The organism is Rhodococcus sp. SB1D (genome assembly GCF_048573875.1).
Lineage (GTDB): Bacteria > Actinomycetota > Actinomycetes > Mycobacteriales > Mycobacteriaceae > Rhodococcus_F > Rhodococcus_F qingshengii.
The window spans coordinates 237,064-259,542 of the sequence record NZ_JBMAIQ010000008.1; the positions used below are offsets into that span (position 1 = coordinate 237,064).

Consider the following 22,479-nt stretch of genomic DNA (forward strand, 5'->3'; position numbering starts at 1 on the left):
GAATCCGATACCCGAGCCGTGAAACCATCGGGACATTCGCCGGGCCAGGCGGTTCGACCAACGACAGGAGTGCAGCGCTGATGCAGGTCCACGACATCGTGTTCACCGGCGGCCGTGTCGTCGATCCCGCATCGGGGACCGACGAGGTTCGGGGCATCGCGATCACCGACGGCAAGGTCTCGGCGTGGGGTCGCGACGCGATCGAAGCCCGGCAGACGATCGACGTGACCGGTCAGGTCATCTGCCCCGGATTCATCGACCTGCACAGCCACGGACAGGAAATCGCCGAGCAGCGACTTCAGGCATTGGACGGAGTCACGACGGCCCTCGAACTGGAAGCCGGCGTCATTCCTGTTGCAAAGGCATATGCCCGGGCCGGCGCCGAGGGCCGCCCGATCAACTACGGGTACGCGACGTCGTGGGCGCACGCCCGAATGATCGAACTCTCAGGGGCCGATCCCGACGGCGACATCAGAACGCTCCTGCACCATCTCGGTTCCCCGAGCTGGCAGGGCGAGCCCACCGCCTCCCAGCGCGCCCACATTCTCGAACTCCTCGAAAACGATCTGGCCGCAGGCGCTCTCGGCATCGGCGTGGTGGTCGGGTACGCGCCGAAATCCGATCCGGTGGAGTACCTACAGGTGGCGGATCTCGCGGCCCGAGCCGGCGTTCCCACCTATACCCATGCGCGCCCGCTCATCTCGGCCGATCCGTCGAGCCCGGTGGATGGTGCCGTCGAAATCGCCCGTGCAGCAGCCGAAACCGGCGCACACATGCACTACTGCCACGTCAACAGCACCTCGGGAATGCACGTCGACCACGCGCTGTCGGTGGTGGCGCAGGTTCAGGCAGCCGGATCGCGCGTCACGACGGAGGCGTATCCGTACGGTTCCGGGTCGACGGCCGTCGGAGCTGCGTTTCTCGATCCCGACAAGCTGCACCTGATGAATCTGACACCACGGTCGCTGACATTCGTACCCACCGGTGAACGTATCGCGGACCGCAAGCAGCTGGAACATCTTCGGGCCACCGACCCCGGTGGGTTGGTGCTGGTGGAGTTCCTCGACGAGAACGACACCGTGCAGCGCGAATTCCTCGAACGGGCGATGACTTTCGATCGCGCCGCCATCGCGAGCGACGCGATGCCACTGACCTGGCCCGGCCGTTCGCCTGCCGACTCATTGCAGTGGCCACTGCCGAAGAAGGCACTCGGCCACCCCCGCGGCGCAGGCACCTATGCACGTGCGATTCGTACGCTGTACCGCGAGCGTCGGCTGCTGTCGCTGTCGGAGATCATCGCGCGCTGCTCGTTGATCCCTGCGCAGATTCTGGAGGAGTCGGTTCCCTCGATGGCGACGAAAGGCCGGATCAGCCCCGGTAGCGACGCGGACATCCTCGTTTTCGACCCCGAGCGAATCACCGACAACGCCACGTACATCGACGGCACCCGCCCCTCCACCGGTATCAGCCGCGTGCTGGTCGGCGGAGTACCCGTCGTCGAAGACGGTGTCGTGGTCCAGGACGCGTTGCCTGGTCGCCCGGTACGCCGCTCGTAGCCGGATCTCATTCTGACCTGCATAGTTCTGACAGAAAGTCACCACACATGAACACATCGTCTGCAATCAACGGCACAATCGATGCCATGACGGATTTCGCGAACCCCCCGATCGGTTGGCAGCACAAGGCCTTCGGCACCGACCTCGAAGGTCGCGACGGTTCCGACCTCGAGCCGCTGGGGATCTCGGCACTCGACGGCAACCTCCTGCTACCCGTGATGACACTCAACCGTGCAGCGATCGCGCACAATGTCGACCTCATGGCGCAGTTCTGCTCCGACCACGATGTGGATCTGGCGCCTCACGCGAAGACCACGATGAGCCCCGAACTGGTTCGACGGCAACTCGACGCCGGGGCTTGGGCGATGACGGCGGCAACCGTTGCGCAGGCACGCATTCTGCGTGAGTTCGGTGTGGACACCATCATCATCGCCAGCCAGGTTCTCGATCCCGCCGGTATTCGGTGGATCTGCGACGCCCAGGCCACCGACCCCGATTTCTTCGTCACCACCCTCGTGGACTCGGTCGAGAGCGTCCGCCTGATGGAACAGTTGATCGCGAAAGTCTCACCGGCCAGCCGTATCCGGGTTCTCGTCGAACTCGGCTACGACAGCGGACGCGCGGGCGCTCGCACTGTCGAGCAAGCACTCGACGTCGCACGCGCAGCATCGCAGGCACCTTCGTTGATACTCACCGGAGTCGAGGGGTTCGAGGGCATGATGCCCGGAGCCTCGGTAGCAGCCCGCCGTATCTCCGTCGATTCGTATCTCAAATCCGCGCGGGTTTTCACGGAAATCTGTGTGGCCGAGAACCTGTTCGAGAACAACTCCGCAAAGGCTCCCCAGCCACTGGTCACTTTCGGCGGCAGTGCGTTTCACGATCTGGTTGTACGCGAGCTGGCCGGCCGATGGGCACTCGACAACGGTGTACGCATCGTGCTGCGCAGCGGTTGCTACATCACTCACGATCACGGTCTCTATGCCGAAACTTCGCCGTGGGCTGACGGTCCGCGAACTCTGCAGGGAGCCGCAGAGGTCTGGGGCGTAGTGCTCTCCATACCTGAACCCGGACGGGTGATCCTGGGCTTCGGCCGCCGCGATGTCGGTTCCGACGCAGGCTTTCCCATAGTCCTGTGGCGCCGACGCGACGGATCCAACCGATCAGCGCGAGAGCTGACGATCACCGCACTCAACGACCAGCACGCGTACGTCGACGTTCCGGATGACTTCGACGTGAAGGCCGGCGATCTGCTCGGTTGCGGAATCTCGCATCCCTGCACCACATTCGACAAGTGGTCACTGATTCCCGAGGTCGATTCGGATTACCGCGTCGTCGGCACGGTGCACACCTACTTCTGAGGGGACCGGTTGCGGCAATCCGGCGTCAGTCGTCCTTCGGGTCACGCGGCAATTCGACGCGGAACGTCGTCCCCTGCCCGAGGGAGGTCTCGACGCTGACGGTTCCGTCGTGCGCTGCAACCAAAGCCGAAACGATGGACAGGCCGAGACCGGCGCCCCCGGTCTCACGGGTGCGAGAGGTGTCGGCGCGGTAGAAACGCTCGAAGATCCGCGCGGCATCCTCGTCACTCAAACCCTGACCGGTATCCGAAACCTCGACCACCGCGGAGTTCTCGGTCGTACCGACACGAACGGTGACCTGCGCATCCGGCGGAGTGTGTTTGATCGCGTTGCCCACCAGATTGGCAACTACCTGACGCAGCCTGGCCTCGTCACCATGCACTTCGGGCAGGCCTGGGCCGCCGGCCATCTGAAGTTCGACAGTTCGATCCGGTGCGATCGCTCGTGCCGCCTGTACCGAATCCGCCGCAACTGCAAGCAGATCCACAGGCTTGTTCTCGAGTGGACGCTGTTCGTCGAGTCTTGCCAGCATGAGCAGATCTTCGACCAGAAGTCCCATCCTCGACGCCTCGCCCTCGATCCGGTTCATCAGCGTTTCCGTATCAGTCATGGCGCCTTGGCGATACAACTCGGCGAACCCACGAATAGTCGTCAAGGGTGTGCGCAACTCGTGGCTCGCGTCGCCGACAAACCTACGCATCTTCTCCTCGGAACGCCGGGCCGATTCCTCCGAAGCCTCGGTCGCGGCAAATGCGTGCTGAATCTGCGCGAGCATTCCGTTGAGCGCCACGGACAGTCGACCGACCTCGGTGCGGTCATCGCGCTCCGGAACACGTCGATGAAGGTCGCCGGCGGCAATGGCAGCGGCAGTTTCCTCCACCTCGACAAGCGGACGGAGGCTCCGACGAACCACGAAATACGCTGCGCCGCCGAGGATCAGCAGGACAACCAGGCCGATGCCGAGTTGCAGGCCGACCAAGTCGTCGACGGTCTGCTCGTTATCCGTCAGTCGCACACCGATAGTCGTGGTCGTGCCGTCGCGGACCGTCGTGAGAACCCGCCAGTTCACGTCCGAACCGTCGCTCGATCCGACGGTGATCGGGCCGTTGGTGGAATCTTTCGACAGGTCGGGTTCGGTCGTCGTCGACTTGTCGTTCAGGATGATCACCCGTCCGTCCGGGGTCACGGTCCGAACGAAGAAGGGGCTGGGTGGGCGGGTGCCCGGGCCGACGTCACTGGGCGGCTGCAGATCTCTGCTGTGCGGCTTTGCCCAACCGTCGACCGCTTCGTACAGCGTTTTGTCGGTTCGCTGGGTCAGTGAATTCTCGAGAGCAGAAGTGACCGCTACACCCGACGCCAACAGACCCAGCGCGGCCAACACCAGCAAGGCCGCAACCAGGGTGAAGCGCAGCGGCAGTGAATGGAGACGGAAACGACCCCGCTTCGGAAGCTGATCGTTTTCCGCGGCGGCGATCATTGCCGCGGTTCACGCATCACGTAGCCGACCCCACGCAATGTGTGAATCAGCGGTGTCTCCCCCGTGTCCACCTTGCGCCGCAGGTAGGAAACGTAGGACTCGACAACTCCGACCTCCCCACCGAAGTCGTAATTCCAGACGTGGTCGAGAATCCGCGGTTTGCTGAGAACCGTCCCGGCGTTGACCATGAAGTATCGGAGCAGTGTGAACTCGGTGGGCGAGAGTGCAACCAACTCGCCCTTCTTCCAGACCTCGCGGGTGTCGTCGTCGAGTTCGATGTCGGCGAACTTCACCCGCGGCGACTGCTCCGGCGCGACCCCGCGACCGGCGCGGCGCAGGATGACCCGCAACCGCGTCACGACTTCTTCGAGGCTGAACGGCTTGGTCACGTAGTCGTCCGCGCCGAGGGTCAGGCCGCTGATCTTGTCGTCGAGCGAATCCTTCGCCGTCAGAAACAGGACGGGCGCGTCCACACCGTCGGCGCGCAGGCGTCGAAGCAGACCGAAGCCGTCCATCCCGGGCATCATGACGTCGAGAACGATCGCGTCGGGACGGAATGTCCGTGCGACGTCCAGGCCTTGGGCGCCGCTCGAAGCAGTTGCCACCTCGAAACCCTGGAATCGGAGGCTCACGGAGAGCAACTCCACGATGGTGGGTTCGTCGTCGACAACGAGGATGCGGGCTTCGGGGGTCTTGTCGGTCACGAGAACCATCTTCTCCCCTGCCACTGGATTCCCGCTGTATGTTCCCTGGGAGCTTCCTGTGAACGGCCGGGTGCAGGTGAAGCTGACAGCAGGATCCAGGCTTCGATCGGCTGGCAAGGCACACGTGACATCAGCGGATTCAGCTACTTCAACGCACTGTCGATGGAGACTGTATTCGCGGACGCTGCGGTGTGGGTCGCCGACGCAGTTCAGACAAATTTGGCCGGCTACGACTTCGTTCAGTGGCCGAGTCGAGGACGCCATCTGCTGGTTCCTCGACTTCGGGACGGGGAACCGGTGTGGATGGATCCGCACGGCGATGTGACGATAAGTCGTATCGGCGAGTTGTGCAAAAATTCGACGAATTATGCAGCAACGTAGCCCAGTTCAAATCGCTCAGCTCTACGGTCCTGTGGCGTCCGCGCTGGTCGGCGGTGTGGTGGCCGCGTACGCAGTGGCCGAGTCCCGAGTTGACGACTTCTCCTTCTCCGACGCCGGCGTAATCTCGGTGACTCTGAACGCAATCGGAGCAGGCGCTTTCCTCGCGGCAGCGGCATTTCCGACGAAGGGTCACCGCGGAGCACAAACCGCTCTCGGACTCGGCGTAACCACGACGACCCTGTACTTCGGCGCAGCGGACTTATGGCGCGATCGCGTCCCCAGGTGGTCGCTCACACTTCCGGGCGATTCCTACCCCGTGCCGTCCACGGTTCCCGTCTGGATTCTGCTCGCCGCAACTCTTCTCGTGGGTGGAGTCGCCGCACTCTCACGACCGAATCAGGAGCCGGGCGACATCGACGCACGCCTGGTGAAGCTGGGAGTTGTTCTGCCCCTGGTATTCACGGCTCTCTATGTGTGGTTGGGCTCGACGACATCACCTGGGTCATGGGTGATCGCGGTGGTATTGGCGGTTGCCGTTACCGTCGCACTGGCTTGGCGGTTGCCGCCACACGACGGTCGTTTCGTACTCGTCGGACTGGCAGTCAGCGCGGTTTCGGTCAGCTCGATTTCCTTTCCATCCGACTGGACCTGGGCGATGCCCGCGGGAGCTGCTGCCCTGGCGTTGGGCGTCGTCGTCGGCTGGAGAAGACCGATGCCGCAACTCGGGCTGGGACTCCTTGCCGTGACTGCACTCTCGGGATTGCTGGATGCCGCCGCGACCACGGTTGCCTACGTCCTCGTCCTCCCGCTTGCGCTGGGACTGGCCGTCACGTCATGCATGCCTGTTGCCGTCGAAGCAGTCTCGAGCGGGGCGATGCTGCCCGTCGCTTTCACGTTGTTCTCGGCTTCACCGACCTTCTTGGACCCGGGCTCGCGGGAATTCGGGTGGTCTACCGGTCCGCTCGTCGAACACGGACCGGCCGCCGTGAACACGCCGATTCCTCTGGCTGTTCTCGCTGCAACGGCGACGATCGTGGTGGCCGTGACGAGCATCCATCTGAAGCGGGTTCGACCGGCGGTGGTGACCTAAATCGCCAGCTGATCGGGTCGGAACGCAGAATTCTGTTGCTATGGTTGGGTGGTCAACGACGACATCCGGACGAGCGCACCGTACCCGGCCAGCGAAAAGACGGTGCCTTGGGAGTTGTTCACCATGGCATGGATCGTGCTCGTCATTTCCGGACTTTTCGAAGCTGTCTGGGCTACCGCACTCGGTAAGTCCGACGGATTCAGCAAGATGTCGCCTACCATCGTCTTCGTCCTCGGCCTGATCGTCAGTATGGCCGGCCTCGCGTATGCAATGCGTACCCTTCCCATCGGGACTTCCTACGCGATCTGGGTCGGCATCGGCGCCGCCCTGACTGTGGGATATGCGATGATCACCGGCGCGGAGTCCACGTCGATCGTCAAGATACTGCTGATCCTGGGCATCGTCGGCTGTGTCGTCGGTCTGAAGGTCCTTCACTGACCGGCGATCCTGGTGAGTGTTTGTGTGTTACCGGTTACAGTTAACGCATGAAACTGCTGGAGATGCTCACGCTTCCCCTACGCGCGGGCATTGCAGCCGCAGAGATCAGTTTGGGAATCGCCGAGCTGACGGTCACGACAGTTCGTATCGCCGTCGGCAATACCGGCGCCGTGACGGCGGGTGCTGCCGGCTTGGCAAGCCCCCGCGGACCCATGCAGATGATCCAGCAGTTGTCATCGCTCACCGCTGACGATCGGCCCATCGGGCAGGCCTTGGCCCCCGGTGGGCCACTCGATCGACTTCTCTCTCCCGGCGGTCCGGTCGACAAACTGACTGCACCCGACGGCACTCTCGAACGACTACTCGCTCCCGGCGGACCACTCGAAAGACTTCTTGCCCCCGGCGGACCGCTGGATAGGGTGCTCGCCGAGAACGGCGCATTGGAACGCTTGCTCGCGCCGGACGGTCTCCTCGACCGAATGATGGCGGAGGACGGTCCGCTGGAACGCCTGACAGCGCAAGACGGTGCCGTCGAACGCCTGACTGCCAAGGACGGTGTCATCGATCGCGCACTGGCCGAGAACGGCATCCTCGAAACACTCCTGGCAGAGAACGGCGCCTTCGAACGGCTCATCGCCGAAGGCGGCCCGCTTGACCAGATCGTTGCACTGTCCGACACCTTGACTTCCCTCGCCCCCAACCTCGAGCGGATGAGCGCGAGCATCGAGGTCCTTCAGGAAACCGTCGGAATCCTCAGCGCTGCAGTCGGTCCACTCGGAGAACTTGCCGGCAAACTTCCCAATCGGTGGCTCAAGAGCAAGAGCGACCGCCCAGGGCCGGACCTTCCGATCGAATCGGCATAACAAACGGTTACTCGCCGATTACGCGGTCAGTTGTTGATCACGATGTTGAGGTTGATGATGATTCCGCCGAAAGTCAGGATCGTGTTGGCCAAGCCAACGGTCATTCCACTGTTCAGAGCCGCGATCAGTCCGTTCATCGTCGTATCCCCTTCACTGTCTACGGGTTACGCGTACAAGATTGTGCGCTGGCGCTGACAATAGGCCAAGTTCGTGACCTGCGCGCCATTGCGGAGAAAACTTGTACCCCGGTCGCAGTTTCCACGTTAACTGTTGCAGGACAACATAATTCCAAGATCGGCGCACTACCCGCTAACGGCCGAATCAAACATCACGATTGGGCATACGCAGACCACTTCACATAACCGTCCGCCCCATCAGACACTTGTCCACCGAAACAGAGTGCACAACAGTTAGTCCGGTGCAACAATGAGACGAATCGGACATGCCTGCGACGTGATGGGGAAGGGTGGTTGAGACAATGACGGCGCCGCGCATCGCCAGAGGACACCGCGGCCCCACCGGGGGCCGAAATTCCGCGTCGCAGGACAGCCTGGACGCCGCCTCGGGCGCCCTGCAATCGCTGTACGCGCACCTCGATCCACATGCCCAGGCCGAGCAATTTCTCGAACAAGTCTGCAGGCATGCCGTCGATCTCATCGCCGACGCCGACATGGCCGGAATTACCATCGGCGGTTCGGACACGACATTCCGAACCGTCGCCGCCACCCACCAACTTGTTCGCACCGTCGACTCGATCCAATTCCGACTGGACTATGGACCGAGTGTGACGTCGTCACGCACGGGAACCGTTGTCCGCGCACATGCCAGCGAAGCCCACAGCCGGTGGCCTCAATTCGCAAGCGCGGCAAAGGCAGTCGGCGCCGTCAGCTTCTTGTCCATGCCACTGCCTGGCCGGGAACGCCCGCTCGGAACCCTCAATCTCTACAGCCACGACCTCCGAGGTTTCACCGGCGCCGACGTGGCATTGCTCCAACTGTTCGCCGTGACCTCGGCCTACGCGCTGCACAGCTCGCAGCGCCTCGACATCGCCAGAAAGCACGCAATGGACCTCGAGCGAGCACTCGAATCGCGAGGCGTCATCGAACAGGCCAAGGGCATCATCATGGGCACCCACCACGTCGACGCCGACCGAGCCTTCCGCATTCTCATCCAGGACTCGCAGCGCAGCAACGTCAAACTGCGAGTGATCGCCCAGCAGTACATCGACGGCGCGATCGACCCGCGCCAGGCTACGAACAAGCCCGAGACCAACTGAACCGGGCGCCTATCGGCACCTCAGCAAATACAGAGGCACTCACCACATTGGTGAGTGCCTCTTCTTTCGGAGCCTCCTGTCGGGATTGAACCGACGACCTTTCGCTTACAAGGAGAATTCAAGGGGTTTTCTGTTGTCCGTGAAAGTACCGAAAACGCTCTCACCTGCGGAATGGCATACGTGTAAGTCCGATGGAATCCGGGTCAGAGTGCTGCACTTGTGACAGCCTCGTGACACCGAGGTAAGAACCGCAACGATCTCGCGGTGCCAGCTCTCTATTGCCTGAGTCGGCCTTCAGTTGGACCGACTCGTACATGCGGGCAGTCGGCCGCGACATGGAGCGCTCAAGCGATGGGGCGGGCATCGTGTAGGAACGTCTGATCGCCGCAGAGTCTGAGTTTCAGCGTCTCGACGAGCCGCTCGCCCCGGTTCGCAATCATACGGAGGCCGGCCGCCAAGCACAGAGTGAGTCATCAGCGCGGGGGTGCCGTCATTGGCTCCAATCCCGCAGGGATGACAGCGCCTTCGACATCGATGAAGAAATATTCGCTCCCCGCCTGCAACAATCAATCCGGTCACACCCCCTCTTCCAGTGAAGGGCAGCACGACCACCACAGGTACGAAATTTCAGTTCGTCAACCAATGTCGGTCAGCCGCTGTACTCTCAATCACACAACTTCACATCGCTTTTCCACTATCGACCGCGTCCCACCGAATGGGGGCCGCAGTCAGACCAGGAGAATCCCATGTTCACCACACAGGTGGAGTCCGCGTACCTCGGGCTCCAGAAGCAGGCCGGTAAGGCCCACGATATTTACGAGATTGAACGCATCGATAACGCTCTCGATGAACTTGTTCGCAATCCCGATAAGTCCACTCCCGCGGCATTTCAGGTCCGCAGCGCGCACTCCAACGCCGCCAAAGTGATCGCTCGCCGCCGCATCCTCGCTCCCCCCACTTCCCTCGACGAAACCGCTCGTGATCTCGAGTTCACAGACGGTGGATTTTCCCGCGTCGAGCTCGAGACGTGGCTGGAAGCGGCACCTGTCTCGGCCCCTCATCGAAAGATCTTGCGCGCCATGCTCGAAGGCGCCGAAGCACCGGATCTCGCAGAGTCTTGGGGAATCCCGATCGTGCGGATGCGCGAGCAGATCTCCCGGGCACGAAAAGCAGGCCGTCTCGCATATGCAGCGGCAGGGCGTTACTGATGGCCACAATGCAGCCCTGGCAGCTCCGGCCCTGGCTGATTCGGGCTGTGATCCCGCAAGCGCAGATCGGTACCTATTCGCTCTACGAGAACGGTGTCGTCACGTACGTCGGCCGCAGTGACACCGACCTCCGCCGGCGGCTCGTTGAGCACGCACTCACGCGCAGGGCGGACTATTTTACCTACGACGTCCACCGCACCGTTCAGCATGCATTCGAAAGCGAGTGCAGCTTGTTCCACGGCATGAAAGGGACCTTGACGAACCTGATCCACCCCGCGACACCCGGATACACCGAACACACCTGCCCGTTCTGCCCCCACACCATCGCCTCGATATTGGCGAACCGGATTCACCTCACGGCAACGCCGCACATCTGATCACCGGGACGGAGACCTTCCCGCCCCAGAAACGAGAGGACACCATCATGACCACAACACCCACCAAGGACACCGCCGCAAGCGAGAGCGGTCCCGCCGACATCATCCAGATCGACACGGCTCTCGAATCCATGCGCGACTCCGGATTCGATCTCACTGCCGCATCCGGAGAACCTATCGACAATTCCATCGAAGCCGGAGCCAACGTCATGAGGGTTGAAAGCCGTTATGGGGAAGGCAAGAAATCAATCGAGGAACTTGCATTTGCCGACGACGGCGACGGCATCAAGCCCGAGATCATGGCCCGTGCATTGTCATTGGGATTTAGCACACGCTACGGACAGCGTGGTGGGCTCGGCCGGTTCGGAGTCGGCATGAAGCTGGCCGGCTTGAGCCTGGGTAGAAGGATCGACATATACACCAAACGCCGCGGCAATGACCAGATCTGGCACAGCTACCTCGACCTCGACGAGGTCAAAGGGGGAACCCAGGTCTCCATCGAGGCTCAGCCCGTCGATGCCTGGCCACCGCACTTCGCGGCATTGATGACCGACCCGGCGGGCGAATCCTTCGGTTCGGGAACGCTGGTGGTGTTCGGCAAGATCGACCGATTGACCAGCGGTGGGCACTTCGGGACGTCTCTGGACCAGAAGCTCGCCGATCTGCGGACGTTCATCGCCCGGGCATACCGCTCCTACCTCGACAAGGGGATGATTATCGAACTCAACGGCAAGCATGTCACTCTCCTCGATCCGCTGTTCCTGATGGATAACCCTCGGATCATCAAGCGTTACAAACCCGCTACCGTCCGCGGCGAAGTGGTTGACGAAGGAGACATTGAGATCGTCGACGGGCACAGTATCCACGTCACGGTCAGTCTGGCACCCGCCGAATTCCGGTGCAGGGCTGGCGACGGTGGACACATTGATCATCGGGGTCGGGATATCAGGGAATTCGATCTCCCCGACAGCGCCGGGAAGATCAGCATGGTCCGCAACGGCCGTGAGATCAACTACGGCATCGTTCCGCGCCTTCTTCCGGCCGGTATCGAAAAGGTCGATCGGTACGTCGGAATCGAAATCCGGTTCCCAGCCGAACTCGACGAGTTCTTCCAGGTCCGCAATGTCAAGCACGGCGCGGTCCCCGTGGACAAGCTGCGCAGTGAACTTCGTGAATGGCTGAACCGTCCTGTCCGCCGGGCGCGGAAGAAGATTCGCGAACACTGGGGGGATGTGGAAACCCAGGAACGCGCGGCGGCAGGTGCACACGATGCCGCCACCGACACCGTCGCCACGGTCGACAAGACCAGTCCGCGAGGGCAAGCGGGGCACGATGTCACCGAAGAGCAGGCCGAGCAGGTGTTCATGGATCTGGTCGAGGATCTTCAGCTGAATCAGGCCGAGAAGACCGAAGCCATCGATCAGATTCGCGAGCAGGTCAAGGCGAAGCCGATCACCATGGTCGACGCGGCATGGCCGGGATCGGAAATGTTCGACATCGAGCACCTCAACGGCAAGGCGATCGTGAAGATCAACCAGCGTCATCCTCTGTGGCGCGATGTCTTCCTCCCGATCAGAAGGGTTGCGTTGGAAGGGATGAATGGAACCAGCGAAGAAGAGCTCATCGCTCTGATCCGTAGGGCAGATAAAGCGATGGATCTGCTCGTCCTCGCCTACGCGAAAGCGGAGAACCTCAACCCCAATCCCAGTATCTTCGACGAACTGCGTTCGGACTGGGGCAAGTTCACCAAGGCATACCTGACGGAAGCGATCAAGGAAGACTGACTGACAGACAGGTGGGGTGCCTCGTTCGCGGCACCCCACCGATCGTCGATTCCGACGGGATTGGTTACGAGTTCGGCGTCTTGACGGACTGAGTCACCTGGTAACCCGGTCTTGTTGGGGCACTGGAAGATTCTTGCGATGCCTCACCACGATCGGCGCCGGAACTGCCGGCGTTCCGGAGGCGGAGGAACGTCCCACCAACCGAGCGGGCGCTCGACAACCGGCCGGACATTCTCGGGAGTGATTCGACCTTCAACATGTGTACGGGTCAGTATCTGCGCATGGAGATCTTCGCCGGCGGCTTCGAGGCGATCGAGTGCTCGTTGCAAAAGCTCATCGAGTCTTTGAACCTCGGACTCCGCAGCCACGAGGCGTTCCTGGATAGTGATTGATCGATGTCCACACCACTGCCGCAATATCTCATGTCGTGGGCGGGTCCAGCTCAGATACCAGTGATGCTCCTCTTCCGCAGAATACGTTCTATCCTTCTCACCCCTGGATCCTGGCTCGGTGCGCCCATGTTTCGAGTGATGGCGCGCCTTCTTCTCTTCGTCCATTACGAGGTCTAGGACGGGTATTGGGTTCTTCCTGCAGGCGAGTTCAGCGATAAGCAGGGTCCCGCGTGGCGACACCACTAAAGTCCCGTCAACATCTTCCAACCACTGGCAGCGATCGAGAACGAAGTCCAGCGGTTCGGCGAGTAGTCCACCTAGCGCAGTTCGATCGGCAATGATCGCCATGCAACGAATCGGCTTGTATTGATGTTCGGCGACCACATCTGGGATCAGCGTCTCGAACGCCACGATCGCCGCGTAGTCTTCCTCGGGCGTAGGAATGAATTCGCGCAGGCGCTCCCATTCGGCCATTCGCCTGTCGTAGTCGACGACCTTGCTCCAGAGCGTTTTTAGGCGACGACCCGAGACGTTCTCCTGTATCCCAGCGCGTTCACCGTCGAGGAATTCCACATCAGCTCTGACGCTATGCTTCTTCTCCTCGATGGCCAGAATCCTCACACGCTCTGACGAAGCCTGATCATGCTTCCGATAGACCCATTCATCCCGAACTTTCACGCGAAATCACCTCACTACGGAAGGGGCTGCGGACGGGATTGAGTGCATCCGGATAGCGGCCGATGCGACAGTGGCGTTGCATGGATGTTCCGTCGATCTGTTTCTGGATGATGGTTTCCATACACCGTACAGACTTGATCCCCATCCCTGACGCGCTAGCTGTGGCCTAGTCAAAGTCCAGGTGAAGTAACGAAAGGCAGTCATCCAGAGAAGGTTCAACCAGATACTGCCTCGTACCGTTTTCGCTTGGCACCCACCAATCATCCGCGAGCTCCACCGCAGAATTGGGATTGATCGAGAGCGTCGAGACCACACTGCGAAGGATGTATTGAATCGCGAAAAGAAGGCAGGTGGTCCCCAAAGTGGATAGACACACCTGCTCCTTCCCCCCTTGACCCCACCGCCCTTGCCCGGAGTCGACGGTCACCTCTGGTTGCACTTTGGGATGCCGTACGCCGTGGGCGAAGCTGTGCCGCATCTGGAATCCGACACGCGTCACTATTGAAGCCTGAACATGTTTGTCAAGGTCTCCAGTGAATGCCCTCTTCAGTTTCGCGTTTTCCGATAGCACAGGGTCTTGACGAACGTGGAGCTCAAGGTGGCTTAGCACCTGCAGCAGATGAGGCAGGGTGCTTGATTGTCTTTCCACAGCCCTCAGCGCAAGCGGCATTGCTGATTTATCGAGGTCAGGATACAAATGATTTACGATGTTCTCGAGGGCGCAGTACACGTAAAGTAGCCTGGTCGCTTCAGTCAAATGCAGAGATGTTGATTCACTTACTGCTTCTCCGTAGGCCGCGGCGCGAGAGCATAGGTAGCTGTCACGGCGCAACAGGTTGATCTCGATTTGCGCAAGATCCGCTGCGAGGCTCAGCCAATCGCCTGCACGATTCAACGATTCAGGTAACGGCTTTTTTCCTATCAGATCGGCGTGTTCAAGCCACTGCAGGAGCGACGCTGCATGATCTGCCGGGCGTCGCAATGGCGGCCATGTCTGGAGATCGACATCACCTGATTCAATCCAAGCTGTACGGGAACCATGGCGCTCAAACTCTGGCATTGCATCCCTTTCAGAGAGAACCTAACGACATCCAAAGGTAGAGATTCAGGCCCCAGTTCGGAAGGCCTCCGAGTGTTCATTTGCGATTGCGGCGTGCGGGCTTCAACGTGGTGTCGCCGCGCAACCACGCGCCCAGGTCGTCGCGATGAATCAGCCACTTACCTTGTGGCGCAACAATTTGTCGAGCCCGCAACCGGCCAGTCCTGCACGCGGCATAGATCTGGTTCTTACCACTCTTCGCATATGCCCGTGTCTCATCGACCGCCATCCGCGGAGTATCGATCAGCATTCACCATTCGCGGCGGCGTAGAGCCCACGTTTGAACTGGGCCTGATCAGATGGTGACAGGTCAGTCCACACCAACTCATCAGCCTCGCCACTGAGTTCTCCACTGACGACTACGCTCATCATTTCGTCGGCAGCAGTAGTTCTGTCGTAGGGTGCTCCGCCTTCCTTGGCTATGTCACTGAATCCGTCGAAGAATTCGAGCATGCCCAGGCATGTCTGGGCGTAGAGCTCCACGCCGGTGGGCCGTCCCGTCGAGGACTTCGGCGCAGGCGCTTCCGTGGTGCCGACTTCCGCGGTCACTGATGCTGCGACTTCCTCGATCGAGGCGGCGGCAACGGACGACGTGGTCGATGTGATCGCCGCCGGCGTGGACTCGTTCCCACATCCCGCGAGAAGTATCGGTACCGCGAAACAGGCAGCAAGCAAGGACGTTGTTCGGCAGACGCGCATGTGAATTCCCCTTGAAGAAGTTGGTGTTGCAAATACATATCAGACGACTTGGACGAAACCGTTAGATTGGTCGGTTTTAGTGCCGGCCACACAACGGCCGCCGGAGATTCCAACCCCTTCGAGGGAACCTTCAACATGAACGTCCCCTCATCGGCCAGCCGAACGGTGAACCTACGGCTTGAGCGCGCTCATGCCTGTCCGCATCAGCCGATCCATCTCGTTCATGAACTGCTGTGGTGTGCCGTTGTAGCCACTGAAGGTGGCATTGATGGTGTTACCGGACTGCTGCGCCGTGAACTGCTGGTCAGCGTCTTGGCGGGCGTACATTGCGGCGCTGTCGTCGACACGTGAATTCCATCGGTCGGACATACCCAACGGCGCCGCGAACTCGCCACCAACCTCTTTGAGCATGTCGATACCTAAGCCGCGGATCTGCGGCATGAAGTCCTGACGCGCCAGCCAGGCATCGGCGCCTTCCTTACCGCCACGCGCAACGGTGTCCTTGTAGAACGTGTCGTCGTAGCCGGTGTTGTTCGGATCGAACGCCGTCGACGGCCCGGGCATCATCGCCGCGGTCATCACAGCCGGTGCCGGGGCGTACGCTGCAGACGCCGCAGTCGCCGCCGACGACAGCGCCGACGACGACGAGGAGGATCCGCCCATCCCCGACGGCCAGTTCGTCACGAACACCTGGTGCGTCGAACCAGAGTCGGTGGTGGACGATGCTGCGGAACTGCCATTACCGCGGGAGTTGGATTCCGCGATCAACGACTCCGCTTCCGATTCCTTCGCCGCATAGTTCGAGCCATCCGAGAACGCACTGCGCTGCACAGACTGAGCGAGCTGAGCCTCCGACATGCTGCTCTCGTTCTGTTTCGCGAGTTCCTCGTAGAACATGCCCGACGACTTCGTAGCGTCCATGCGGTCCGCGATCGTGCCCCATGCGCCGTTGTTTCGTTGCTGGAACAAGCCGCTCGAGTCGTGATCCGAGCCGACCGCGTCGTGCGCGTAGTTCATCGACTCCGGATCGGAAGCATTCGCGTACATCTGCCCACCGGACTCGGCGAGCATCGTCATGATCGCAGCCTTGATCTGCTTAACGGACATGCCGCGCTTCTTGCCTTCGCCGATGATTTCGTCGACGTACTTCTCTTTGTTCGTCCGAGTGTCCGGACCGTCTGCACCCGCTCCGTTGCCGGGGGTTTGGCTGGGGGCACCGAGCGGTTCCTGTGCCGCTGCGTGTACGTGGTTTTCGTGCTGCGCCATCGTCGCCGCACCATAGAAACTGGGGTCGACGATCTTGCCGTCCTTGATGTTTCGGGTAAACCTCGGTCGGAGTTGATCAGTTCCGACAGTTGCGACTGGTAGTTGTCGGCGAGGAAGTTCGCCCACGCCAACTGCTGATCGGTGTTACCCGATCCGTTGGAGTAGTCGACTGCTTTCCCTTGGCCGTGGTAGTCGGCGGTGTCGCGCTCAGCGGAGGTGAGCGTCAGCCCTGGTGCGTACCGGGGGGCGAGTTTCCTTGAACGACCCGACAACACCACCACCAGCGAACGTGGGCAGGCCAGAGCCGTAAACCAGCGCTCGGACCATGTCAGCTGACGGAGTCCAGCCGGCATTGATCGCAGTGAGCAGCGGCAGGTTGCGGTCCGTCTGCACCTTGTTGACGAGCATTTCGCCGGCCGCAACGCGAGCCGTCGGAAGCCCGGACTGCGACAACCCGAGGATGTCGTCAGACGTTCCGGTGCCCGGCCCGAACAGAACACCATTCGAACGCTGCCCGGCGACCTTGCCTCCGTTCGCAAACCCATTCAGTTTCGCCCAACTGACCAGCTTCTCGCCCGTGCTGCCGACGCCGTCCGGTACGCCCCACATCCCTCCGGCCTTCTTCATCAGCTCGCCAACGCGCCCAACTGCCTTCGCGATATTTCGAACCATCGTGTCCCAGACCCCACCGATGGCGTCGCCCATGCCAGTGAAGAAGCCCTTGATGTTCTCGACAGCCTCACCAACGAAGTCCTTCGCGGATTGCAGTCCGGACTTGAAGCCTTCGAGTTTTTCGGCGACCTTCCCGATCACGTCCTTCACCACGTCGGCGATGCCATTGAAAATTTTGGTCATGATTTCGCCGAGCTTCTCGATTACCGGGATCAGGATCGGCATCAGGAACGCCACCAGATTCGCGAAAATCTCGATAAGAAGTGTGACGATGCCGATGATCGGCTCGATCACCGGAAGCAGCGCCATGATCACCGAAATCAGTGGCGGCAGAATGCTCAACGCCAGCTCGAAGATCACCGGAAGCAGCGGGAGGACTGCTTCCACGATGCGCATGAACGCATCCGCCAGCGGCGGAAGCATCGGCGCCAGAGCCTGAATGACCTGCATCAGGGAATCCGCGAGGAGCTGCGCGATTTCACCGAACATCGGAGCCAACTGCTCGAGGATCGGAACGAGCATCTCCACTGCCTGAGCAAGGACATGACTGATGACGCCGGCGATCATCTCCAAAAAATCACCGTCACCGACCGCGCGACCGGAAAGCCTGTCATCCGATATCAGGTCACCGTCGACGCCGGCAGTCGCGACGTGGTCACCGAGGACGACGACGGAAACCTCGTCACCACCACCAAGCGTGTACAGACCCGCAAGCGGTATCGGACAGAGAAGGAAGCCCGGACAGCTCTCGGCGAGATCCTCGATCAGGTCACGAAGGGCGTGTACGTCACAGCATCCACACTCACTGTCGAGAAGGCTTGTTCAGATTGGTTGGCAGGCAGGAGAATTCGACCGACCACGCCCTCGGCCTACACTCACGCACTGCAACCGCTCCGCAACCGTCACGGCACGTTGGCGATTCAGAAGCTGAACAAGCGACATCTTGACGACCTGGTCACCGACCTCATTGCTGGGAAGGTTCCCAAGGCTGATGGCGGGATGCGGAAGGGGTGGAGCTCCCAGTCAATCAACCCAATGCTGAACGTCATCTCAGCAGTACTCACTGGACTGATGAAGCAGGGACATCTTGTTCGTGACGTTGCGGCGCTGGTTGACCGTGTCCCGAATCAGAAGAAGGAGATGAAGACCTTCACCGAGCAAGAGGTGAGGAAGCTCCTCGCGTCAGCTGACAAGGATCGCAACGGGCACGCGTGGCATCTTGCACTGTCCGGCCTGCGTCGCGGTGAGATCTGCGGCCTCCGTTGGACCGATGTCGACATGAAGGCCGGCACCGTAACCATCGCCCACAACCGGGTCAGCGCGAACGGCAAGGCTGTCGACGGCGCACCCAAGACTGAAAAATCGATCCGCACGTTGCCGTCGACTCCGAACCTCACTGCGGCATTGAAGGCAGCGAGCAAGCGACAGAAGGCCGAACCTCTGGCACTTGGCGAGGATTACGGACCTGGCGATCACGTCGTCTGCGATGAAGCAGGTAGGGCGTACCACCCGGACACGATCTCGGATTGCTGGCGAGCGATCTGCAAGACCGCGAAGGTCTCTCCCATCCGACTACATGATGCTCGTCATACCTGCGGAACTTTGATGCATCTGCAAGGTGTCCCGATTGCTGTGATCTCGGCCTGGCTCGGGCACAGTGACAGTGCCTTCACCATGCGTACGTACATGCATTCGCAGGACGATGCACTGAACGCTGCTGCAGCGAGTTTGCAAGCACTTGTGACATTTCGTGACACTGACGCCGGGTAGTGACAACGAAAAAGGGCACCCGCCTGGCTTATCGCCTGGTAGGTACCCTATTTTGTGGAGCCTCCTGTCGGGATTGAACCGACGACCTTTCGCTTACAAGGCGAGTGCTCTACCACTGAGCTAAGGAGGCGAAGACCGACTCGTTGCCGCGACTGACTTTGCGGAGCCATCATATCCAAGCCGTCACGGTGGCCGCGCGCGGGTCACGTTAGATAGCGTGGGCCCCATGCGCAACTCCCACTCCGCCCCCTGATGGCGAAATTCACCGAAGTACTCACACGCCTGACGGGAAACCGGCAAGCCACCGTCGACACGGTCACGTCGGCTCCCGCACCGCTTCAACCGATCGACCTGACAGACGACGCCGTCGTCGCAGAGGTCCTGGACCTCGCGGTTCGGGTGGGCGAAGTCCTCCTCGCATCCGGAACCGCGGCCATGGACACCGCTGAGCAGGTGCAGTTCATCGCCGCCACGTACGGCCTTGCCCAGTGTGACGTCGACGTCACTTACAACTCGATTGTGCTCTCTGCCTATCGCGGCCCGACGCGACCGCCGGCGAGCACGATGCGCATCGTCCACTACCGCTCGATGGACTTCACGCGGCTGGCGGCCGTCGACCGTCTGACACGTCGTATCCGCCGTGAGGCGATCACACCGGACCAAGCGCACGACGCGCTCACAGCCATCACGACGGCGCCGCACCCGTACAACCGGTGGACCGCGACCATGGCCTGGGCTGCGATGGCGGCTTCGGTCTCCGTCCTGCTCGGCGGCGGGTTCCTCGTTGCCACAGTCGCGTTTCTGACGACGATGGTCATCGATCGAGTCAACCGCGTACTGAACCGGTTCGGGTTGCCGTTCTTCTTCCAGCAGGTTGTCGGTGGTCTCATCGCGGCTGCGCCTGCCGCCACGCTCTATACATTTCAGGACCAGCTGGGGATCAGTATCCGGCCGTCGTTGGTCATCGCGGCCGGAGTGGTCGTTCTACTGTCCGGGCTGTCGTTGGTGGGCTCGGTCCAGGACGCGATCATGGGTGCACCCATTACAGCTGTCGCGCGATTCTTCGAAGTGGTGATGATGACGGGCGGCATCATCGCGGGCGTCGCAATCTCGTTGCGAATGACCGGGATGTTGGGTTCGACGCTTCCACCGATCAATGTGGAAGTCTCCACCATCACGCAGTTGCCGATCCTCATGCTCTCCGGTGCGTGTGCGTCGGTGTTCTACGCGCTCGCCTGCTACGCCGAGCGGCGTGCACTCACCGCGGCGTTCCTGGGCGGTGCGGCAGGCAGTGGTGTGTCGATCTTCGTGCAGACACTCGACGTCGGTCCCGTGATCGCCGCCGCAATCGCCGCAACCGTGGTCGGTCTTGCCGGTGGCCTGATGGCTCGCCGCGCACTGACGCCTCCGCTGGTTGTCGCGGTCGCAGGCATCACTCCCCTGCTCCCCGGTCTGTCGCTGTACCGAGGCCTGTACGCGCTGCTCAACGACCAGGTACTGATCGGATTGACTGCCTTGCTGTCGGCCTTCGGCATCGGCTGCGCCCTGGCCGCGGGCGTCACGCTCGGCGAATGGGGAGCGCGCACGCTGCGTCGTCCACGGATTCTGATGCGCGTGGACTCGCTACGTCGCCCGATGGTCCGCAAGCGCAGGCGTCGAGTTCCCGTCACCGAGAAGTAGGCGTCGTTCAAGCAGAAAGAGCTGGGCACCTGACGGTGCCCAGCTCTTTTCTGTTCACTCGGGGGTTCCGAGCGGTGAGAGAATCAGCTCTCGACTGCGTGCTTTCCACCGGCAGCCTGATCGGCTTCCATGGCCTCACGCAGGCTCTTCGGACGCATGTCGGTCCAGTTGGCCTCGACGTATTCGAGGCACGCCTTGCGGCTGTCTTCACCGAACACCACTCGCCAGCCGGCGGGGACCTCGGAAAACGTGGGCCACAGCGAGTGCTGGTCCTCGTCGTTCACCAGCACGTAGAAGCGGCCGTCTTCGTCATCGAAAGGGTTAGTGCTCATCTCGCCTCACTCGTTACGTACGTGTCTTGTGCGCCCAGACTAGCAAGCGCACCAGTTCGGTTCTGGTGGCTCAGCACCGACGCCAGAATCTCCCCCGCCCGCACTGCCACGTTCGACAGCAGCGACGACGTCAATCCGTGAGTCTGTTCTGTCCCACCCTGCAGATAGATACCGCCTGTCACGTCCTCCGTTACAGCCAGTCGATAATCCCGACTGACGTTACGCGGAACGGACGAATCCGGCACGAGTTCACCCAACAAATCGTCCAGAGGTGCCGGGGTGAAACCCGTGGCCAGAATGAGTGCGTCGCACGCCAGCGTGTCGGTCAAGCCGTCGAGATTGCTACGGACAGCCAGTTCGATGCCGGATTCGGTCTCCACGGCACTCGTGATCTCCGAGGCCCGACGCATGAACAGTCGCCGCGGCCCACGAACCATCTCCTGATATTCGGTGGCATACAGCTTGTTGATCAGTTCGATGTCGACGACCGAGTAATTGGTACTGCGGTGCAGATCGAGCAGTCGGCGTCGTTCCGCGGCGTCTGCACCGTGCAGCTGATCGACGGCTTCGGGATCGAAGATGCGGTTCGCGTACGGGCTGTCGTCTGCCGGGCTGTAGCCGTAGCGGGCAAAAACACTGTGAACTTCGGCGTTCGGGTAGTTCGCGTGCAGGTAGTCCACGATCTCCGCGGCACTCTGGCCGGCGCCGAGAACGACGAACCGGTTGTGTACGGGCTCCGGCATTGCTTCGAGATGGAAGAGGAACTGGTGATTGTGGAAGCACCGCGACGAAGGCGTCGCCCACTCCGGGATCCGCTCTTTCAGTCCGGCTCCGACAACGATGTTGCGCGCGATCACCGTGTCACCGTCGGCGGTGCGAACCGCAAAGCGATCGACAACGCCGTCGGAGTTCTTGATGCCCTCGACCCCGTCGACGGTTGTACCGAACTGCACGTCCGCGTCGACTCGTCGAGCTGCCCAGCACAGGTAGTCGTTGAATTCGTGGCGCGTGGGGAAGAAGGTCTGGTGGTTGACGAAGTCGACCAGTCGACCCTGCTCGAACAGATACGAGAAGAAGCTGTATCCGCTCTGTGGATTCCGGAACGTCACCAGGTCCTTCGGAAACGCGATCTGCATGGTGGCACCGTCGAGCAGCATCCCGGGATGCCACGCGAACTGAGACTGCTTTTCGAAGAACCGCGCGTTCACCCGATCAACGGCCGCACAATTTGCATTGTGTTCTTCGACAGCAATGGCCAACGCGAGGTTGGCCGGACCGAACCCGACGCCGACGATGTCGACAATGGCAGGTTCGGCGCTGGAGTCTCTTGGTGATTCACTCATTACAGGTAGTCCATCCCCGACGGAACGACCTGGTAC

At 61.3% G+C, this 22,479-nt stretch carries 20 protein-coding genes, 1 tRNA gene and 1 riboswitch; of the genes, 11 read left to right on the forward strand and 10 right to left on the reverse strand.

Going from position 1 to position 22,479, the window contains the following annotated elements; all coding sequences use genetic code 11:
- Positions 1–80: 80 nt before the first annotated feature.
- Complete coding sequence (locus ACN50D_RS19370; RefSeq protein ID WP_007734370.1) at positions 81–1,556, forward strand: amidohydrolase family protein; 1,476 nt, start codon at positions 81–83, stop codon at positions 1,554–1,556.
- Positions 1,557–1,603: 47 nt separating this feature from the next.
- The gene (locus ACN50D_RS19375; RefSeq protein WP_211921515.1) at positions 1,604–2,914 is read left to right on the forward strand and encodes an alanine racemase; all 1,311 of its coding nucleotides are present in this window, start codon (positions 1,604–1,606) and stop codon (positions 2,912–2,914) included.
- 25 nt (positions 2,915–2,939) lie between these two features.
- Here ACN50D_RS19375 and ACN50D_RS19380 read toward each other — a convergent pair whose 3' ends face one another.
- Positions 2,940–4,391 (reverse strand): sensor histidine kinase, encoded by a 1,452-nt coding sequence (locus ACN50D_RS19380; RefSeq protein ID WP_064111860.1) that lies wholly within the window; start codon positions 4,389–4,391, stop codon positions 2,940–2,942.
- Positions 4,388–5,104: a response regulator transcription factor gene (locus ACN50D_RS19385; protein ID WP_007734368.1), complete on the reverse strand. Its 717-nt coding sequence runs from the start codon at positions 5,102–5,104 to the stop codon at positions 4,388–4,390. The genes ACN50D_RS19380 and ACN50D_RS19385 overlap by 4 nt, the downstream gene beginning before the upstream one ends.
- A 358-nt stretch (positions 5,105–5,462) precedes the next feature.
- On the opposite strand from ACN50D_RS19385, the gene ACN50D_RS19390 reads away from it, so the two are divergent.
- The 7 genes from ACN50D_RS19390 to ACN50D_RS19420 all read left to right on the forward strand — a co-directional run bounded on the left by ACN50D_RS19390 (position 5,463) and on the right by ACN50D_RS19420 (position 12,512).
- Complete coding sequence (locus ACN50D_RS19390; protein WP_211921514.1) at positions 5,463–6,566, forward strand: hypothetical protein; 1,104 nt, start codon at positions 5,463–5,465, stop codon at positions 6,564–6,566.
- Between the two features lie 43 nt (positions 6,567–6,609).
- Positions 6,610–6,675, forward strand: a riboswitch (guanidine-III (ykkC-III) riboswitch).
- A gap of 14 nt (positions 6,676–6,689) precedes the next feature.
- Positions 6,690–7,004, forward strand: a complete 315-nt coding sequence (locus tag ACN50D_RS19395; protein ID WP_007734365.1) for a DMT family transporter — start codon at positions 6,690–6,692, stop codon at positions 7,002–7,004.
- A gap of 47 nt (positions 7,005–7,051) precedes the next feature.
- A complete protein-coding gene (locus ACN50D_RS19400; protein ID WP_003945831.1) occupies positions 7,052–7,867 on the forward strand; it encodes a hypothetical protein in 816 nt (271 codons plus the stop codon).
- Between the two features lie 478 nt (positions 7,868–8,345).
- A complete protein-coding gene (locus tag ACN50D_RS19405; RefSeq protein ID WP_211921512.1) occupies positions 8,346–9,143 on the forward strand; it encodes a GAF and ANTAR domain-containing protein in 798 nt (265 codons plus the stop codon).
- Positions 9,144–9,889: 746 nt separating this feature from the next.
- The gene (locus ACN50D_RS19410) at positions 9,890–10,351 is read left to right on the forward strand and encodes a hypothetical protein (RefSeq protein WP_211921510.1); all 462 of its coding nucleotides are present in this window, start codon (positions 9,890–9,892) and stop codon (positions 10,349–10,351) included.
- Complete coding sequence (locus ACN50D_RS19415) at positions 10,351–10,728, forward strand: hypothetical protein (protein WP_211921508.1); 378 nt, start codon at positions 10,351–10,353, stop codon at positions 10,726–10,728. Before ACN50D_RS19410 ends, ACN50D_RS19415 begins: the two co-directional genes overlap by 1 nt.
- A gap of 47 nt (positions 10,729–10,775) precedes the next feature.
- Positions 10,776–12,512 carry an ATP-binding protein gene (locus ACN50D_RS19420; RefSeq protein WP_211921506.1) on the forward strand — a complete coding sequence of 579 codons (1,737 nt, stop codon included), beginning with the start codon at positions 10,776–10,778 and terminating at the stop codon, positions 12,510–12,512.
- 143 nt (positions 12,513–12,655) lie between these two features.
- Here the strand turns inward: ACN50D_RS19420 and ACN50D_RS19425 are convergent, their stop codons facing one another.
- The 5 genes from ACN50D_RS19425 to ACN50D_RS19445 form a co-directional block, all read right to left on the reverse strand.
- Complete coding sequence (locus tag ACN50D_RS19425; RefSeq protein ID WP_211921504.1) at positions 12,656–13,582, reverse strand: hypothetical protein; 927 nt, start codon at positions 13,580–13,582, stop codon at positions 12,656–12,658.
- A 166-nt stretch (positions 13,583–13,748) separates the two neighbouring features.
- On the reverse strand, positions 13,749–14,642 hold the full coding sequence (locus ACN50D_RS19430) for a hypothetical protein (protein ID WP_211921502.1): 894 nt from the start codon (positions 14,640–14,642) through the stop codon (positions 13,749–13,751).
- A gap of 282 nt (positions 14,643–14,924) precedes the next feature.
- The gene (locus ACN50D_RS19435; protein WP_211921500.1) at positions 14,925–15,380 is read right to left on the reverse strand and encodes a hypothetical protein; all 456 of its coding nucleotides are present in this window, start codon (positions 15,378–15,380) and stop codon (positions 14,925–14,927) included.
- Positions 15,381–15,551: 171 nt separating this feature from the next.
- A complete protein-coding gene (locus tag ACN50D_RS19440) occupies positions 15,552–16,772 on the reverse strand; it encodes a hypothetical protein (protein WP_211921499.1) in 1,221 nt (406 codons plus the stop codon).
- A gap of 81 nt (positions 16,773–16,853) precedes the next feature.
- On the reverse strand, positions 16,854–17,885 hold the full coding sequence (locus ACN50D_RS19445; RefSeq protein WP_211921497.1) for a phage tail protein: 1,032 nt from the start codon (positions 17,883–17,885) through the stop codon (positions 16,854–16,856).
- On the opposite strand from ACN50D_RS19445, the gene ACN50D_RS19450 reads away from it, so the two are divergent.
- Positions 17,862–19,088 carry a tyrosine-type recombinase/integrase gene (locus ACN50D_RS19450; protein ID WP_211921495.1) on the forward strand — a complete coding sequence of 409 codons (1,227 nt, stop codon included), beginning with the start codon at positions 17,862–17,864 and terminating at the stop codon, positions 19,086–19,088. The two genes, ACN50D_RS19445 and ACN50D_RS19450, sit on opposite strands and share 24 nt — an antisense overlap.
- A 55-nt stretch (positions 19,089–19,143) precedes the next feature.
- Here the strand turns inward: ACN50D_RS19450 and ACN50D_RS19455 are convergent.
- Positions 19,144–19,218: transfer RNA gene (locus ACN50D_RS19455), tRNA-Thr, on the reverse strand.
- Positions 19,219–19,340: 122 nt separating this feature from the next.
- Between ACN50D_RS19455 and ACN50D_RS19460 the strand changes: the two genes are divergently transcribed.
- On the forward strand, positions 19,341–20,768 hold the full coding sequence (locus tag ACN50D_RS19460; protein ID WP_007734361.1) for a threonine/serine ThrE exporter family protein: 1,428 nt from the start codon (positions 19,341–19,343) through the stop codon (positions 20,766–20,768).
- An 83-nt stretch (positions 20,769–20,851) separates the two neighbouring features.
- Here ACN50D_RS19460 and ACN50D_RS19465 read toward each other — a convergent pair whose 3' ends face one another.
- Together ACN50D_RS19465 and ACN50D_RS19470 are read right to left on the reverse strand one after the other, a co-directional pair.
- A complete protein-coding gene (locus ACN50D_RS19465) occupies positions 20,852–21,100 on the reverse strand; it encodes an MbtH family protein (RefSeq protein ID WP_003945538.1) in 249 nt (82 codons plus the stop codon).
- Positions 21,097–22,443 carry a lysine N(6)-hydroxylase/L-ornithine N(5)-oxygenase family protein gene (locus ACN50D_RS19470; RefSeq protein WP_211921494.1) on the reverse strand — a complete coding sequence of 449 codons (1,347 nt, stop codon included), beginning with the start codon at positions 22,441–22,443 and terminating at the stop codon, positions 21,097–21,099. The genes ACN50D_RS19465 and ACN50D_RS19470 overlap by 4 nt, the downstream gene beginning before the upstream one ends.
- Positions 22,444–22,479 lie beyond the last annotated feature (36 nt).

What these genes read in the sequence shown, in the direction of transcription:
- ACN50D_RS19370 (WP_007734370.1), top strand. Translation starts at nt 81, where the DNA reads ATGCAGGTCCACGACATCGTGTTCACCGGCGGCCGTGTCGTCGATCCC.
- ACN50D_RS19375 (WP_211921515.1), top strand. Translation starts at nt 1,604, where the DNA reads ATGAACACATCGTCTGCAATCAACGGCACAATCGATGCCATGACGGAT.
- ACN50D_RS19380 (WP_064111860.1), bottom strand. Translation starts at nt 4,391, where the DNA reads ATGATCGCCGCCGCGGAAAACGATCAGCTTCCGAAGCGGGGTCGTTTC.
- ACN50D_RS19385 (WP_007734368.1), bottom strand. Translation starts at nt 5,104, where the DNA reads ATGGTTCTCGTGACCGACAAGACCCCCGAAGCCCGCATCCTCGTTGTC.
- ACN50D_RS19390 (WP_211921514.1), top strand. Translation starts at nt 5,463, where the DNA reads ATGCAGCAACGTAGCCCAGTTCAAATCGCTCAGCTCTACGGTCCTGTG.
- ACN50D_RS19395 (WP_007734365.1), top strand. Translation starts at nt 6,690, where the DNA reads ATGGCATGGATCGTGCTCGTCATTTCCGGACTTTTCGAAGCTGTCTGG.
- ACN50D_RS19400 (WP_003945831.1), top strand. Translation starts at nt 7,052, where the DNA reads ATGAAACTGCTGGAGATGCTCACGCTTCCCCTACGCGCGGGCATTGCA.
- ACN50D_RS19405 (WP_211921512.1), top strand. Translation starts at nt 8,346, where the DNA reads ATGACGGCGCCGCGCATCGCCAGAGGACACCGCGGCCCCACCGGGGGC.
- ACN50D_RS19410 (WP_211921510.1), top strand. Translation starts at nt 9,890, where the DNA reads ATGTTCACCACACAGGTGGAGTCCGCGTACCTCGGGCTCCAGAAGCAG.
- ACN50D_RS19415 (WP_211921508.1), top strand. Translation starts at nt 10,351, where the DNA reads ATGGCCACAATGCAGCCCTGGCAGCTCCGGCCCTGGCTGATTCGGGCT.
- ACN50D_RS19420 (WP_211921506.1), top strand. Translation starts at nt 10,776, where the DNA reads ATGACCACAACACCCACCAAGGACACCGCCGCAAGCGAGAGCGGTCCC.
- ACN50D_RS19430 (WP_211921502.1), bottom strand. Translation starts at nt 14,642, where the DNA reads ATGCCAGAGTTTGAGCGCCATGGTTCCCGTACAGCTTGGATTGAATCA.
- ACN50D_RS19435 (WP_211921500.1), bottom strand. Translation starts at nt 15,380, where the DNA reads ATGCGCGTCTGCCGAACAACGTCCTTGCTTGCTGCCTGTTTCGCGGTA.
- ACN50D_RS19450 (WP_211921495.1), top strand. Translation starts at nt 17,862, where the DNA reads ATGACTGATGACGCCGGCGATCATCTCCAAAAAATCACCGTCACCGAC.
- ACN50D_RS19445 (WP_211921497.1), bottom strand. Translation starts at nt 17,885, where the DNA reads ATGATCGCCGGCGTCATCAGTCATGTCCTTGCTCAGGCAGTGGAGATG.
- ACN50D_RS19460 (WP_007734361.1), top strand. Translation starts at nt 19,341, where the DNA reads ATGGCGAAATTCACCGAAGTACTCACACGCCTGACGGGAAACCGGCAA.
- ACN50D_RS19465 (WP_003945538.1), bottom strand. Translation starts at nt 21,100, where the DNA reads ATGAGCACTAACCCTTTCGATGACGAAGACGGCCGCTTCTACGTGCTG.
- ACN50D_RS19470 (WP_211921494.1), bottom strand. Translation starts at nt 22,443, where the DNA reads ATGAGTGAATCACCAAGAGACTCCAGCGCCGAACCTGCCATTGTCGAC.